The organism is Kineosporia sp. NBRC 101731 (assembly GCF_030269305.1).
GTDB lineage: Bacteria > Actinomycetota > Actinomycetes > Actinomycetales > Kineosporiaceae > Kineosporia.
Map to the genome: position 1 here is coordinate 315,872 of NZ_BSTC01000005.1, position 15,905 is coordinate 331,776.

The 15,905-nt window shown below is 70.9% G+C and carries 8 protein-coding genes; 6 read left to right on the forward strand and 2 right to left on the reverse strand.

The window, feature by feature from the left end; all coding sequences use genetic code 11:
* The first annotated feature begins 45 nt into the window (after nt 1-45).
* Entirely contained in the window at nt 46-3,942 is a 3,897-nt protein-coding gene (locus QSK05_RS16935) for an acyltransferase family protein (protein WP_285598195.1), read from the forward strand.
* A 3-nt stretch (nt 3,943-3,945) separates the two neighbouring features.
* Here the strand turns inward: QSK05_RS16935 and QSK05_RS16940 are convergent, their stop codons facing one another.
* The gene (locus tag QSK05_RS16940; protein ID WP_285598196.1) at nt 3,946-5,121 is read right to left on the reverse strand and encodes a PQQ-dependent sugar dehydrogenase; all 1,176 of its coding nucleotides are present in this window, start codon (nt 5,119-5,121) and stop codon (nt 3,946-3,948) included.
* A gap of 40 nt (nt 5,122-5,161) precedes the next feature.
* Nucleotides 5,162-5,878, reverse strand: coding sequence for a sirohydrochlorin chelatase (locus tag QSK05_RS16945; RefSeq protein WP_285598197.1), 717 nt, complete (start codon nt 5,876-5,878; stop codon nt 5,162-5,164).
* Nucleotides 5,879-6,038: 160 nt separating this feature from the next.
* On the opposite strand from QSK05_RS16945, the gene QSK05_RS16950 reads away from it, so the two are divergent.
* The 5 genes from QSK05_RS16950 to QSK05_RS16970 all read left to right on the forward strand — a co-directional run bounded on the left by QSK05_RS16950 (nt 6,039) and on the right by QSK05_RS16970 (nt 15,718).
* A complete protein-coding gene (locus QSK05_RS16950; protein ID WP_285598198.1) occupies nt 6,039-6,680 on the forward strand; it encodes a SigE family RNA polymerase sigma factor in 642 nt (213 codons plus the stop codon).
* Nucleotides 6,677-8,206, forward strand: a complete 1,530-nt coding sequence (locus tag QSK05_RS16955) for a hypothetical protein (RefSeq protein WP_285598199.1) — start codon at nt 6,677-6,679, stop codon at nt 8,204-8,206. The genes QSK05_RS16950 and QSK05_RS16955 overlap by 4 nt, the downstream gene beginning before the upstream one ends.
* A 90-nt stretch (nt 8,207-8,296) precedes the next feature.
* Entirely contained in the window at nt 8,297-10,009 is a 1,713-nt protein-coding gene (ilvD, locus tag QSK05_RS16960) for a dihydroxy-acid dehydratase (protein ID WP_285598200.1), read from the forward strand.
* 94 nt (nt 10,010-10,103) lie between these two features.
* Nucleotides 10,104-12,680, forward strand: a complete 2,577-nt coding sequence (locus QSK05_RS16965) for a putative bifunctional diguanylate cyclase/phosphodiesterase (RefSeq protein ID WP_285598201.1) — start codon at nt 10,104-10,106, stop codon at nt 12,678-12,680.
* Nucleotides 12,681-12,910: 230 nt separating this feature from the next.
* Complete coding sequence (locus QSK05_RS16970) at nt 12,911-15,718, forward strand: putative bifunctional diguanylate cyclase/phosphodiesterase (RefSeq protein WP_285598202.1); 2,808 nt, start codon at nt 12,911-12,913, stop codon at nt 15,716-15,718.
* The last annotated feature ends 187 nt before the right edge of the window (nt 15,719-15,905 follow it).

Consider the following 15,905-nt stretch of genomic DNA (forward strand, 5'->3'; position numbering starts at 1 on the left):
GGACGGTCGGGAGGCCGTACTCGACGGAAGGCGAGGAGCCATCGGATGGCCGACCTGCACGATCCTCGGCCTGCCCCCTCCCGCCGCGGTCCCGGACGGCACTCGTCCGGGCAGGCCGCTTCGCCGCAGGCCCCTCAGGAGCCTGAACAACCGGTGGAGTTCGGTGCCTCCGAACCCCTTCCCGAACGTCCGGGCCGTCCCCGTCCGCCCGGCCGCCGGGCGGCGGCCATCACCACGCCCAACGGTATGCCGGTGCTCGACGTGCTGCTCTCGAACTGGGAGCGCAGCGGTGAGATCTACCTCCAGGACAACGCTTCCCCCGACGGGGCCGGCCACCGTCCGCTGAACACCTACCTGCCGGAGTTCAGCCAGAACGCGACCCAGCCACCTCAGGCCGTAACCCGTTCCACCCAGCCCGACCCCGCGTCCTCAACGGTGGCCCGGCCCGTGCCGCAACCCGTGCCGGAAGCACGACCGGAACCGGCGTCCCAGCCGTACCTGTCCCGTGCCGAACGCCGCCGGGCCGAGGCCCGTCGCAGCGCCCAGGACGCGCCACCACCGGCACCAGCGACGGCCCCCGAGGCGCCGTCCGCCGATGCCTGGTGGCAGGGCCGGGAGCCGGAAGAGCGACGTCCGTCCCGGTCACGTGCCCGCGAGACAGATCCGGGAGTGCACGCCGACTTCGGCGCACGGGTGCACGGCGATCGCGGCGTGACGACGGGCGGCCCGGCCTCCGAGAGCCGGTCACCGAGCGCTGATGTCGATTCACCGCGGGTGACCGAGGGTTACGGCGGTCAAGCAACGGACGAGGTCCCCGGCGACCCAGGGCCCCTCGCCTCGGGTGACCCCGGGGGCAGCCGGCCGGAGCCCGGCGGCCGAGGATACGCGGAGCTCGACGTCAGGTCGCTGGGCGGCCCACCCCCGGAGCGCACACGCAGTGGACGCCGGGGGTCACGATCCGGCGCGGAACCGTTCGGCCCGCCCGTCGCCGACGACCTCGGTTCACCGAGACGGCAGCCGGGTGCCGCGGGCGAGCCCGGCGGGCGGACGTCTGACGCCGGCTTCGGGGAGTCCGGGGGACACGGTTCGCGCCGGCAGGATCCCGGTCGTCAGGCCGAGAACGACGTTGCGTCCGGCGTGCGTCCGCGGGGTGTGGGTTTCGACGCGCCGGGTGCCGACGGAAGCGGTCTGCGCAGGCGTGGTCCTGGATCCGGTGCGTCCGGCGTGGGTGAATCCGGTCTCCGGCCGCGTGCTGTGGGTATGGATGAGTCGGGTGCTGCCGGGAGCGGTCTGGAGCGGCGGGATCCGGGCTTCGGTCGGCCGGCTTCCGGTGAATCAGGGATGCGGACGAGGGGCGCACGCTCGGGTGGCTCGGGTCTGAGTGAGTCCGAGGTGCGGGTGCTGGGCGCGGACGTCGCGGAGCCGGGTGCCGGTGGGCGGCGCGGGGCCTCAGCTCCGGGGCTCGCGGCCACGGGCGCCCTGGGGTTCGTGTCCCGCATGCCCGACGCGGATTTCGGTCTGCCGAACGCGGGTGACGGGGGCTCACGGATGCTGGGGGCGGGCCCGCGGGCCCTCGGCGCGTCCGGTGCGAGTTCCGATGCGCCCGAGTCCCTGTCCGAAACCGAGCCTTCCGTTGCGGGGCAGCAGTTCTCGGGAATATCTGGATCGTTCGCAGAGGCCCCCGCCGACGATGATGCGTGGGCCCACGAGGAGCTCTGGTCGCCGGACGACGCCCGCGGGGATGTTCAGGAGGTGTCCTCGGATCAGCGGTCAGGGTCTGCGGGCACCCCGGATGTCAGTCGCGCCCGGCGGCGGTCACGGGCATCCAGGTCTGGCCCGGACGAGGATTTCGGTCCCGGGAACCCTTCCGGTTCCGACGCTGCTCCCGGATCGGATCCGGGAGCGCCCCAGGCGTTCTGGACCGAAGGCCCGACGGTTCTGCGGCACGGACGGACGCAGTCGCGGGGCGGCGATCTCCGGGGGCGGGCTCCGGGGTCTCCCGCAACCCCGCCCGGATTCCGGAACGTTCAGGGAAGCGTCGGTACGGGTGACCCGCAGGCGTTCTGGACCCAGGACCTGCCGATCCCCGGCCGTCGCAACGCCTCTCCCGCCCCGGCCGGTCACAGAGGACCGGGCTCCGAAAAGCCGGTCGATAACAGGCCGTCTGCCAACTATGACGACCGGGCCAACTATGACGACCCGGCAGGTCATGGCGACCAGACCGGTCATGGGAATCAGGCCGGCTACGGCAACCAGGCCGGTTACCCAGATGGGGCTGGTGACGGAGACGAGACCCGTTACCGAGACGGGGCCGCCGGCGAGGAGAGCGAGGAGAGCGCTGGTTACGGGGACCGCGACGAGACCGAGGACCGGTCACCGGATCAGCGCGGCCCGATGCCCGACGAGTTCCGGGCCGGGTCACGGTCACCGGGTGGACAGAACCGTGCTCCCCGGCTGGGTGCCGGGCGTGGTCCGCGTGGCCACAACCGCCAGCAGCGGGAGGAACGTGTCCACGACGAACAGGTTCGCGACGCGTCCGACGCCATCTGGCTGAAAGACCTGGCGCGCCCGGCCACTCCCGCGAACCTCTTCCAGCCCCGGCAGCCCGGCCCGCCCCGACCCCCGAACACCTACTCGCCGAACACCTACTCGCCGAACACCTACTCGCCGAACACCTACTCGCCGAACGCCCACGCTCCGAACCAGGGCTCCCCGAACCAGGGCTCACTGAACCAGAGCGCGCCGTACGGCAACCGGCCGGGGCAACCAGGACGTCCACCATCGGCCGGATCCCGACCCGCACAGTACCCACCGGGTGCGAACAACCGGCCGGGAGGCCGGCCGGGTCCGGTCTGGGTCGACTCGGCGCGCGGCCTGGCGATCGTGCTGGTCGTGTTCCTGCACGCGGCCGGATGGGTACAGCAGTCGGCGAGCACCATGCCACTGCTGAACGACCTCAACCAGATCGTCAGCACCGTGTGGACACCGCTGTTCTTCCTGAGCGCGGGCCTCCTCGCGACCCGGTGGCTGTACGCGTCCTGGTCGGAACTGCTGTCGCAGAAGGTCTTGTCGCTGGTCTGGGTATATCTGCTGTGGCAGGTCGTGAGCACCGTGCAGTCGGTGGTCGCGTCGACGTTCACGGGTGCGTCGCCGGGCCCGGCGAGCCTGCTGACGTCGCTGGCCCTGTCCCCGGCCCGCCCGGCGTTCGAACTCTGGTTCGTCTGGGCGCTGGCCATCTTCTTCGTGGTGGCCCGGCTGTGCTCCCGTTTCCCGCTGGCGCCCCAGCTGGCGGTGGGCGCGCTGATGGGGGCGCTGACGTTCTCCGACCTGATCCCCGCGATCAACCTGGGCTGGAGCGGTACGCCGAGCTACTACCTGTTCTTCCTGATCGGCTGCTACTACAGCCAGTTGCTGCAGATGCTGGCCGAACGCTTCACCCCGAAGGTCGCCCTGGGATCGGTCGGGGGCTGGCTGCTGATCTCCACGCTGATCCACGTCACCGGTCTGGACGGGCTGCCGGTGGTCGGGGTGATCGTGCACCTGCTCGGTCTGGTGGCGGGAGTCGGAGCGGCCGTGCTGCTGCAGAATGTGCAGCTGCTCAGCTATCTCGGCGCCCGCACGATCCCGATCTACCTGACCCACACCTCGGTGATCGTGCTGCTGGTGGCGGTTCTCCACCCGATCATGGGCGCGGTGCCGGGCCTGACCTGGATCCTGCCGTTCGCCCTGACGGTGCCGGCGATCTGGTTGTCGCTGAAGCTGTACGACGCGGTGATGCAGACTCCGCTGCGGTTCATCTACGAACCGCCCGAGAACCTCACCGACCTGGTCCGCAGCACCGTCGGGCAGCGTCGCGGCGGCGCCGACCGGCTGCCTCCCGCGCTGGTTCCGGGGCTGGTGCGCCAGCCGTTCGACCGTCAGATCGAGAGCGTGCTGATGTAGGAGTTACCCGAGGTCGATCCGCAGCACCCGGTCGTCGGTCTTCCCCGGCTCGCCGCGTCCGTCGGTGTTCGACGTGGTGATCCACAGGTGGTCGCCGGCGGGGGTCGCGGCGACGTTGCGGATCCGGCCGAAACGCTGGTGGAAGAGGCTCTTCGGAGTGCCCGCGGTCTTGTTCTGCAGGGGCACGGCCCACAGCCGCTCACCCCGCAGCGCACCCAGGTAAGCCACGTCGTCCACAATCGCCAGACCACTGGGAGAGGCATTCTCGGTGTGCCACTGCACCTTGGGTGCGACGTAGCCCTCGCGCTTCTTCTTGCCCTCCACCACCGGCCAGCCGTAATTCTTGCCGGGCAGGATGCGGTTCAGCTCGTCCCAGGTGTCCTGCCCGAACTCGGCGGCCCAGGGGTGCTTCTTCGAGTCGAAGGCGATGCCCTGCACGTTGCGATGGCCCAGCGAGTAGACCGGAGAACCCGGATACGGGTTGTCTTTCGGCGCCGAACCGTCGCTGTTGATGCGGAGGATCTTGCCGCCCAGGCTCTTCTTGTTCTGGGCGTTGCTGGTGTTCGCGCCGTCACCGGTACCGATCCAGAGCTTTCCGTCCGGGCCGAAGGTGATCTCTCCGCCGTTGTGGATGCTCGACGCGGGAATCCCGGTGAGCACGGCCTTGGGTTTGCCCAGCGAGTTGCCGTCGTAGCTCATCCGTACCACCCGGTTGTCGCCCTGCGTGCTGTGCACGTAGGCCCACACGTTCACCGGCTTGGCCTTCGTCGGTCGGGCACCCGGCTTCAGGGCCAGCCCGAGCAGTCCGCCCTCGCCGTCGTCACTCACCCCGGGCACGGTGCCGACCGTCGACTTCTTGCCCTTCGGGGTGATGCGCACGATGTCGCCGCTGGGCCGTTCCGACACCAGCGCCGAGCCGTCGGCCAGGAAGGTCACACCCCAGGGCACGTCGAGCTTCGTCGCGAGGGTCTTGCCCAGGGTCGCCTTGGGTACCTTGATGGTGGACGTGGTGGCGCCTGTGTCGCTCGGCTCACCCCCCGGGGTGGCCGGGGTGGTCTGCTCGTCGCTCGCCCCGACGCTCACCTGACCCGAGCCGCCAGAACCGTCCGAGGCCGACGAGCAACCGGACAGAGCCATGACGACGAGTGATCCGGCCGCGATCGTGTGTGACGTCTTCACCCGTCCGATACTGCTGGAAAAACCGGGGAAGTGCGAGCCGTCACACCCCCGTCAGCTCGGCCAGCTCGGCCACTGCCGCGTCGTACCTGTTCAGGGCCAGTTCGGTCAGCACGGGATGGGGCGCCATCGGGGCAGTGACGCGGTCGGCGCCGGCCGTGGCGAGCTTGCTGACGAACTGCCCGGGAGCCAGCAGGTAACCGGCGATCGTGACGGGCGTACCGGGATGTTCCTCGCGCAGCCGGGCGACGGCGTCGGCCACGGTGGGGGTGCCGGCGGCGGCGTAGGCCGGCACGACCACGGCTCCGTCCCGCGAGCGCGACAGGGCGGCCGCCATCTCCTCCACGGCTCTGGACGCGGCCGGATCGCTGGAACCTGCGGCGGCCAGCACGATCGCGTCCCCCGGCGCGGCCCCGGCCCCGGCCAGCCGGTCGTGCAGCACCTCCAGCAGGCGGGTGTCGGGACCGAGCGGATCCGCGGCCCGGGCCCGGCCCGGCGCGGAGGCCACGGCGTTGCCGATGTCCGTCTTCACGTGGAAGCCGGTGGAGAGCAGCAGCGGCACCACGACCAGGGACAGGCCCTCGGCCTTCAGCCGGTCCACCACGTCGGCGACGAACGGTTCCTGCACATCCACGTGCGCAGCCTCGATCCGCAGCCCGGGGCGGGCCCGGGCCAGGTCGGCGCGGAACTGGTCGATCACCTCCCGCCCGGCCGGGGACCGGGTGCCGTGGGAGCAGGCGACGAATACGGGCGCAGACATGACCGGGAAGTCTGGCACGACCGGACGGAACCCGGAGGTGTTCCGCGTCACTCGTCCGGAACGAAAAAACCTGCCGAAGCAGGAAACCTGAGGGCCGGTCGCCGGCGTCCTGGTTGCTGTCCGCGTCGTTCGTCGTTGTTCGTCCTGTGGGGGAGTCCACGTGATCGCCTTGTTACCGGCACTGCGCTTCTGGCGCATGCTGTCCCGACCGGCGGAGTCACCCGGTCATCGTCAGGAGTCCTTCCTCGAGAAGGGCTCCCGGAGCCGGGAACTGGACGACGAACCGGCCGAGATCGGGTTCCGCCGGTTCGTCGCTGCCCGCTGGGGGGCCCTGCAGCGGTACGCGTTCCTGCTCACCGGCGACCATCAGCTCGCCGAGGACGTGGTGCAGGCCGCGCTGGAGAAGTGCTGGCGGCGCTGGGGAAAGATTCAGAACGACTCGCCGGAGAGCTACGTGCGGGCCGCGATCGCGAACACCGCGGCGTCCCGTCACCGTAAGCGCTCGCTGCCGGAGACCTCGCTCGACGACCTGCTGGTCTCCCCGGCCGCACCCGGTGACCACGCGGAGAGTCACGCCCTGCGGTCCGGGCTCTGGTCGGCCCTGAGCGACCTGCCCCCGCGTCAGCGAACGGTCGTGGTGCTGCGTCTGTGGGAGGACCGCTCGGTCGAGGAGACCGCGCGGATGCTGGGCATCTCGTCCGGAGCGGTGAAGTCACAACTGTCCAAGGCGGTCGCTCACCTGCGGGAACACCCCGGGGTTCGCGGTCTGCTCCAGAACACCGGTGGGGAGGTCATCCGATGAGGAACACCGACGACCGGCTGGTCACCGAGGTGAAGGCTGTGTTCGACGAGGTCGACCGGGCGCTCGCCGCGCAGCCCGACCAGACCCCGCCGTGGGAGAACATCCAGGCGTTCGTGAAGCGGTCGCGCAACCGTCGCCGGCGACGTGTCGCCCTGGTGGCGGGCGCGGCGGCGATGGCCGTGGTCACCCTTTTCGTGTTGCAGGGCAAGCTGTTCCAGGTCTCCAACCAGGGACAGCCGCAGCCGGCCGCTCCCTCGTTCGAGGAGTGGGACAAGACCCAGGGGTCCCTGCGGGACGATGACGACTGGTTGTCCGACCTGCGGGAGTTCGCCGCCTACAGCGACGTGGCGAGTCCGGACGCGACCGGCGAGCCGCTCCAGACGCCGGGCAAGAACGTCAAGGTGCTCTTCGCGTCCGACATCGGCGAGTACCGGGTCGCGGTGGTCACGGCCGACTGGGAGTCGAACGACGGCACCCAGATGGCCGAGTTCGTCGGACCGCGCGGTGCCGCTGCGGAAGACATGGAACCGGGGGAGGGCGGCGGGTCGATCGAGGAAATGGGCAGCCTTCAGCAGGGTCTGGTCTATCCGGAGATGCTCCCCGATGGCTCGGACGTCGACCCGAACTCGGCCGCGGTCTACGTGCTGGCCACCGGTGACGTGCCGACGGTGCAGGTGCAGCGGCCGCCGACCATCGATGCACAGGGCAAGGTCACGCAGCACACCAGCCTGCTCGAGTTCGACGGTGGGGCCGCCACCGCCGCCTTCGACCAGACGGGGCACTACGCGGTCGTCATCCCCTCCATTTTGAGAAGTGGTGAGGAGTACGCCCTTTCCGACGGTTACCAGGACTTCACGATCGGGAGCGTAGATGCCGTGGACGCCCCGCCGGTGAACGTTGAATCGGTCCGAGGTGATCAGAGCCGGGTGGCCGAGATCGTGAACACGATGGCGCTGTACACCTGGTACGCGGTACGGCAGACGCCCGATCAGGGGGAGTGGCAGCTGCTGCTGGCCGAGCCGGGCGGACTGACCGCCACCGGCCCGAACCGGGTGGTCGTCGGGGTGCTCACCCTGCCGGGCGGAGCCCGGGTGGTCTCGGCCGGGCAGGTGGAGGCGGATACCTCGAACGACGGCTCGGCCGGGCTGTCGTGGCTCGACACGGCCCGGATCCTGCCGGCCGGTGATCCGGACGACGTCTCGATCGCGTGGCGTCTGGGCGAGGGCGGGGCGAAGGCGAAGCGCACCGCGGCGGTGGGGCCGGCCGGCACCGAGTCGGTGGAGTGGAGCACGAAGAACGGCGGGACGATCGAGGGGCAGGCCGTGGACACCCTGGCCACGATCGACCGCACCGACATCACCTCCGTGCGGTTCCTCGACGGCCAGGGGCAGGAACTCGGGTCGCAGAAGGTGCTGGCACCGGCGGAGCAGCCCGACCAGGAGTTCGGTGAACAGACGCTGGAGTCGCCCGACGTGATGGGGTACTGGCAGCTACCGGAGATCGAGGACGGTCTGGCCGGTTTCTGACCGCTTTCGGACAGCGATTTCGCGGACGCGGGTGCGGATGGGCTCCGGAGGGGGGAGCCCATCCGCACCTGCGGCGTAAAGTCGCCCGACGTGACCCAGCACACGCGCAACAGTGAGCACGACATCAAGCCACGCAGCCGGCAGGTGACCGACGGGATCGAGGCCACGGCCTCGCGCGGGATGCTCCGTGCGGTCGGTATGGGCGACGACGACTTCGCGAAACCACAGATCGGGGTGGCGAGTTCGTGGAACGAGATCACGCCGTGCAATCTCAGCCTGGACCGGCTGGCGAAGGCGGTGAAAGACGGTGTGCACGCCGGTGGGGGATACCCGCTGGAGTTCGGCACCATCAGCGTCAGTGACGGCATCTCGATGGGGCACGAGGGGATGCACTTCTCGCTGGTCTCGCGGGAGGTGATCGCCGACAGCGTCGAGACCGTCATGCAGGCCGAGCGTCTCGACGCCAGCGTGCTGCTGGCCGGGTGCGACAAGTCGCTGCCCGGGATGCTGATGGCCGCCGCCCGGCTGGACCTGGCGTCGGTGTTCCTCTACGCCGGGTCGATCCTGCCGGGCAAGGCGACATTCACCGACGGTACGGAGAAGGACGTCACGCTGATCGACGCCTTCGAGGGGGTCGGAGCGTGCGCCCGGGGTCTGATGAGCCGCGAGGACCTGGACATCCTGGAACGCGCCATCTGCCCGGGCGAGGGTGCCTGCGGCGGGATGTACACGGCCAACACGATGGCGAGTGCGGCCGAGGCGCTGGGCATGTCCCTGCCCGGCTCGGCCGCGCCCCCGGCCACCGACCGGCGCCGCGACGGGTTCGCCCGGCGCTCCGGCGAGGCCGTGATCAACCTGCTGCGCCGCGGCATCACGGCGCGCGACATCCTGACCAAGGAGGCGTTCGAGAACGCGATCGCCGTGGTGATGGCGTTCGGCGGCTCGACGAACGCCGTGCTGCACCTGCTCGCGATTGCGCACGAGGCCGAGGTGGAGCTCACGCTGGACGATTTCGCCCGGGTCGGGGCCCGGGTGCCGCATCTGGCCGATGTGAAGCCCTTCGGGCGGTACGTGATGTTCGACGTCGACCGGGTGGGCGGTGTGCCGGTCGTGATGAAGGCCCTCCTCGACGCCGGGCTGATGCACGGCGACGTGATGACCGTGACCGGCGCGACGATGGCCGAGAACCTGGCCGGCATCAATCCGCCCGATCTGGACGGCAAGGTGGTGCGGGCGCTGTCCGAGCCGATCCACCGCACCGGTGGTATCACCGTGCTGCACGGCTCCCTGGCCCCCGAGGGCGCGGTGGTGAAGAGCGCGGGGTTCGACAGCGACGTGTTCGAGGGCACCGCGCGGGTGTTCGAGCGGGAGCGGGCGGCCCTGGACGCGCTGGAGAACGGGACGATCACGGCGGGCGACGTGGTGGTGATCCGTTTCGAGGGGCCCAAGGGCGGGCCCGGGATGCGCGAGATGCTGGCCATCACCGGGGCGATCAAGGGCGCCGGTCTGGGCAAGGACGTACTGCTCCTGACCGACGGCCGGTTCTCGGGCGGCACCACCGGGCTGTGCGTCGGGCACGTGACCCCGGAGGCCGTGGACTCCGGTCCGATCGCGGCCGTGCGGGACGGCGACCGGATCCGGCTGAACGTCGCGGACAGCACCCTCGACCTGCTCGTGCCGGCCGAGGAGATCGCCTCCCGAATGCAGGATTTCATTCCGGTACCGCACCATTTCACCCGGGGCGTGCTGGCGAAGTACGTCAAGCTGGTCGGCTCCGCCTCCCAGGGGGCCGTGCTGGGCTGACCGCTCTTACCGCTCAACCGTCGCCCTTCCGCCGCCGATGGGGTGAGAGCGGCCTGACCAGGGTCGACGGTGAAAGTGGTGCACGGGTGGACTCATGCTGATTGCACTGATCGCGACGGGAGCTACGGCCGTGGCGGCCGCGAGCGTGGCCTTCGCGGCCGCCGCGCGCGAGCCGGCCTACCGGCGTGGCACCGTGCTGTCGGGACTCGGGATCCTGATCTGGGGCGGCGCCTCGATCGCCGTTCTCCAAGGGCTGCCGGACGTCTGGTTCTGGTGCCTGTTACGGCCCCTGGTCCTGGTGCTGTTCCTGTTCGGCACGGTCAGCAACCCGGCCTCCCGCCTGACCGGGCGCGACTACGCCGCGATGCTGGCCGACGGCTGGCTGGTGATCGCCAACCTGGTCGGGGTGGTCTGGATCGCCGCCTACCACCAGAACGTCATCGGCGTGCGTGAGCACGTCGTCCCCACACTGTTCTGGATCTTCCCGCTGATGCTGCTGGTGGGCATGGCCACCGGGGTGGCCCTGCGCACCCTGCCCACCGACCGCCGCGGATCGTTGATGGCCATCGGCTCGGGGGCCGTGTCGCTGACCGGTGACCTGGTCGGTCTGGCCACCCGGACCGAACTGGCCGTGCCGTTCTGGGGTGCGGCCTGGCTGCTGCTGGCCCTGACCACCCGGATGGAGAACGGCCGCGTCTACGGCCGTCTCGCGCTCGACCCGCGCCCCCGCACGCTGCGCCTGTGGCAGCTGCCGGTCCCGCTGGCCGTGATCCTCATCTTCGTCCCGGTCGGCACCGACCCCGTCGTCGGCATGGTGCTGGCCGGCACTTCGGTGGCCGCCTGCGCCGCCCTGGTCAACCAGTCCCGGCGCACCGAGGAACTCTGGCAGGACCTGACCGCCCGCAGCCAGCTCTACGAGGAACTGCTGGAGAACACCCAGGACGTGATTGTCCAGGTCGACGACTTCGGGGTGATCGAGTTCGCCAACCCGGCCTCGGCCCGGGTACTGGGTATGCGTCCGGACCAGCTCGTCGGCACCACCCTGATGGACTACCTGCACGAGGACGACCAGAAGATGTCCCGCGTCGTGGCCGGAGCACCGCAGTGGCGCCGGGGCGAGCAGCGCGTGGAGACCCGTTTCCTGCCGGTCGTCCCGGGGATGCCGCCGGAACCCGAGACGAAGAAGGAACCGCGCACGGCCGGTCTGGTCGGCAACATGTGGGCGGCGAACGAGTCACGCTGGCGGGTGATCGAGTGGGCCATCACGCCCCGCGAGGACGGCGGCGCGGTGCTGGTCGGGCGGGACGTCTCCGACCGGGTGCGGATGCAGACCGAATTGGTGGACGCCGCCCAGACCGACGCTCTTACCGGCCTTCTCAACCGCACGGCGTTCCTCGAGGCGGTCAACGCCCGGCTCGCCTCGGGTCAGCACGCCGCCGTGATGTTCATCGACCTCGACAACTTCAAGGAGGTCAACGACACCATGGGCCACGCCGAGGGCGACCGGCTGCTGCACCGCGCGGCCGAGTGCCTGCGACAGGCGGCCGGCCCGGGTGACTCGGTGGCCCGGCTGGGCGGTGACGAGTTCGCGGTGATGCCCGCCTCCGCCGACCCGGACGAGGCCAAGGCCGCGGCCGAGGCAGTGATCACCGCCTTCAACGGGTTCGACGAGACCGCGCACGGGCGGCCCTCGGTGTCGGCGAGCCTCGGTCTGGTGGTGGCCGACCCGGTGGTGACCCGCACCGCGCGGGAGGTGCTGCGCGACGCCGACCTGGCGATGTACCGGGCCAAGCAGCGCGGTGGCGCCGGGGTGGTGGATTTCGAGCCGTGGATGTCCGAGCGCGTGATGGAGCACCACCGGCTGCGCGGAGACCTGGAGACGGCGGTGCGGGACGAGAGCCTGGCGATCTACCTGCAGCCGGTCGTCGATCTGCACACCCGGCAGTGGGAGGGCTTCGAGGCCCTGGTGCGCTGGCCGGTCGGCGCCGAGACCTGGTCACCGGCGCAGTTCCTGCCGGTGGCCGAGGAGAGCGGCCTGATCGTGCCGATGGGTGCCTGGGTGCTGCGGGAGTCGCTGCGCCAGCTGTCCGGCTGGCGCGACCCGAAGCTCGGCATGGCGGTGAACGTGTCGGCCGCGCAGCTGGTCGGCACCGACTTCTACGACGTCACCATGCAGGCGCTCGCCGACAGCGGTGTCGCCCCCGGCCGGCTGACCCTGGAGATCACCGAGCAGGCCGCGATCCAGGACCTGGGCCGCACCGCCTCCCGCCTGGACATGCTGCGCTCCGAGGGCGTGCACGTGGCGATCGACGACTTCGGCACCGGTTTCTCGTCGCTGCAGTACCTGTCCCGGCTGCCCGTCGACATCCTCAAGATCGACCGCAAGTTCGTCTGGGGACTGGGGCAGCAGGCCGAGGACGACGTGCTGGTGCGTTCCATGCTCGGTCTGGCCGCGGAGCTCGGCCTCGAGGTGATCGCCGAGGGCGTCGAGACCCGGCGTCAGGCCGAGCTCCTGCTGGAGTACGGATGCCGCCTGGCCCAGGGCTTCCTGTTCTCCCCACCCCGCCCGATCGAGGAACTACGGGCCAGCGACCCCTTCGTCAGCCCCGCCCCGCCCATGCTCGCGGTCCCACAACCCCGCCGGGCCAGCACCGAGCGAGTCACGGGCTGATCCAGCAAAACCTTGTCGTGATCATGCAAAACCTCCCCGGCGTTCTAGAACTCCACGCGCGAGAGTTCTAGAACTCTGGGGAGGTTCTGCATGATCACGGAGGGGGTCTGGGGATCCCTCGCTCGCCCCTGATCACCCGGAAAAACCGCGTGATCACTGACAGTTGAGACTGACTGCGTTCGTGGCATTTCGGCGCTTACGGCGCCGGGTGCCCGGATACTGTCGTCACCGTGGTGCCCGCGATGCTGATGGCGGCCGCGGCCGTGGCTGCCGGGGCCGCCTGGACGCATGCCTTCGTGCGTACTCTGCGTCGCCGGCCCGGCCTGCTCACCCCGACGATCGCGATCGGGGGTCTGTGCTGGGCGCTCGCCTCCGGGGCCGCGCGGCTGCTCGATCCCTCGGCCTCCCTGGCGGCCGGGCAGATCGCCGACTTCCTCATGGTCATCGCGGCCGGCGGACTGCTCACCGCGACCGCCGGCACGGCCGACCGGATCGTGCCGGTGCGCCGGCCCGGCATCGGGGTCGCCGAGGCCGCGGTGCTGGCGTTCAGCGCGGCGACACTGGTCTGGCTGGCCGTCGACGCGCCGCTGCGGCTCCCGTCCAGCACCGCGTTCTCGCTCCTGCCCGCCGTGCTCGACCTGATCGCGCTGCTGACGATCCTGCGGCTGCCCACCCGCACCTCGTCATTGACGTCTCGGGCCGGGTTGATCGGCTACGTCGGGCCGGAGGGCAACCGCACCCCGGGCCGGTCGTGGGGTCTGCTGGTCACCGCCCTGACCGGCGTGCTCGCCGCCGACCTGCTGCGGGGCACCCGCATCACCGGTGCCGCCATCCCGCAGTGGCCACACGTGTCCGACGCCGGACTGGTGCCGGTCGTGCTGGTCTCGTGCGGGCTGCTGGTGCTCTACAGCGTCCGGCTGGCCCGGTTCCGCGGTTCGCCCACCCCTGCCCGGCACGAGAAGTCCGCCGACGACGTCCATTTCCTGCCCCGCCGCCGAGGGCGGGTGGTGCCCTACAGCGTCGCCCTGGCCGCCACGTCCGGCGCCGTGATCCAGGCCGCCACGAGCGGCACCGGCCCGATCCCGCTCTTCGGCCTGGGTTGCCTGGGCGTGGCCTTCACGGTCTGGCAGACGTTCCTGCTACTGGAGCAGGACGAGCTGCTGCGGGGGCAGGTGGAGGCCCGCCGGCAGCTGGGCGCCCTGGTCGAGAACACCAGCGACCTGCTGCTGCGGCTGGACACCAATGGCCGCATCGTCGCCGTGAACGCCGCTGCCACCCGCCTCCTGCACCGGCCACCCGCGTCCATTGCTCATCGCCCCTTCGAGGAGCTCGCCCGCACCGAGGACCAGCGCCGGGTGCGTGAGGCGGTGCTGGAGGTGACGCGGGGGCACCGGGACTCCGCACAGATCGAGGTGCGCCTGGCCGCGCCCGCCACCGGCACCGCCCAACTGCGGCTGCGGGCCGTGGACGGTGGTGCGGTGGCGAACCTCAACGACGTCACCGACTCGGTGGAGCTGCGACAGCGGCTGGAACGCCTGGCCCGGTTCGACCAGATGACCGGCCTGGCCAACCGCAGCCATCTGCTGGACGAGGTGAGCACCTGGCTGGACGCCTCCGACGAGGGCGAGATCGCCGTGCTCTACGCCGATCTGGACGGTTTCAAGGCGGTGAACGACCGGTTCGGCCACGCCGCCGGTGACCGGGTGCTGGTCGATGTCGCGGCCCGGCTGGACGCGGTGGCCGGGGGAGTGGACGCCCGGCGGCGGATCATCTCCCGGGTCGGGGGCGACGAGTTCATCCTGGCGCTGGAGGGCCTCGGGCCGGACACGGCCGCCACCGCCGCGCAGCGTCTGGTGGAGGCCGTGGCCCCGCCGTTCCGGGTGGTCGGGCGCACCGTGCAACTGGGTCTCAGCGTCGGCGTGGCGCACTGCGACGGCCGTCACGACGTCTCGGCCTCGACCCTGGTGCATCGGGCCGACCTGGCGATGTACGCGGCCAAGTCGGACGGCCGGGCCCGCTACGAACTCTGGCAGCCCGAGCTGGACGCCCGGGTGCGCCGACGGGTCGACCTGGCGCTCGGTCTGCGCGAGGCCCTGGAACGCGGTCGTCTCGCCGTGGCCTACCAGCCGATCGTGCGGCTCTCGGACGGCCGGGTGCAGGGTGTCGAGGCGCTGTTGCGCCTGCCCGCCGATCAAGCCGATCAAGCCGATCAAGCCGATCAGGCCGATCAGGCCGATCAGGCCGATCAAGCCGATCAGGAAGGCGTCGAGCACAGTCTGGCCGGCCTGGTCAGCCCGGCCGAGCTGGTCGAGGTGGCCGAGGACACCGGCGCGATCACCGAGCTGGGCGAGTGGGTGCTGCGCCAGGCGGTCACCCAGGCCGCGGGCTGGGCCCGGCAGGGCTATGGGATCTCGGTCAGCGTCAACATGTCCGTGGCCCAGCTGGTCTCGCCGGCCTTCGTGGAACTGGTCACCGGCATGCTCGAGGCCACCGGTCTGCCCCCGTCGCAGCTGGTGCTCGAGCTGACCGAGAGCCAGCTGGTCGAGCACTCCGGCCCGGCGCCGCAGGCTCTGCAGGCGCTGCGCGACGCCGGTATCCGCCTGGCCATCGACGACTTCGGCACCGGCTACTCCTCGCTGTCGTACCTGCGCCGGATGCCGGTCAGCATGGTCAAGATCGACCGCTCGCTGCTGGCCGGGCTGGGCACCGACCCGCGGGCGGCCGCCCTGCTGGAGGCCGTCGTCGCGATGGCCCGGGGACTCGACCTGGCCGTGGTGGCCGAGGGCATGGAAGACCTGGCGACCGCGCGGGCCCTGCGTGACCTCGGGGTGCAGGCGGGCCAGGGGTTCGCCCTCTCGAAGGCCCTGCCGGCCTCCGAACTGCGGCGCCTGCTGGAGTCCGGCCCGATCGACCTCGAAGACCCGACGGGGCCCGGGGAACTACCGGAAAAGGGTGCCGGGTCAGGAGCGATCGATCTGCCCGATTCCGCCGCACCTGGTCTGCTGCCCGAGGGGCGGGCGGGCCATCTCAGTCAGTGAGACCAATCGCGTCCCGATTGACATCCCCGTCATCCGGAGGCAACGTGTGAGCGTGCGTAAGACTCTCGTACTTGGACGGCGCGCCCGCTGAGGTCATGAAGACCCGCGAGCGCGCGACCCCTTGTGCCCATTGGGCCGAGGGGTCTTTTCGTCCCTGCCGACAGTTGTACGCAGTTCACCTGCCGGC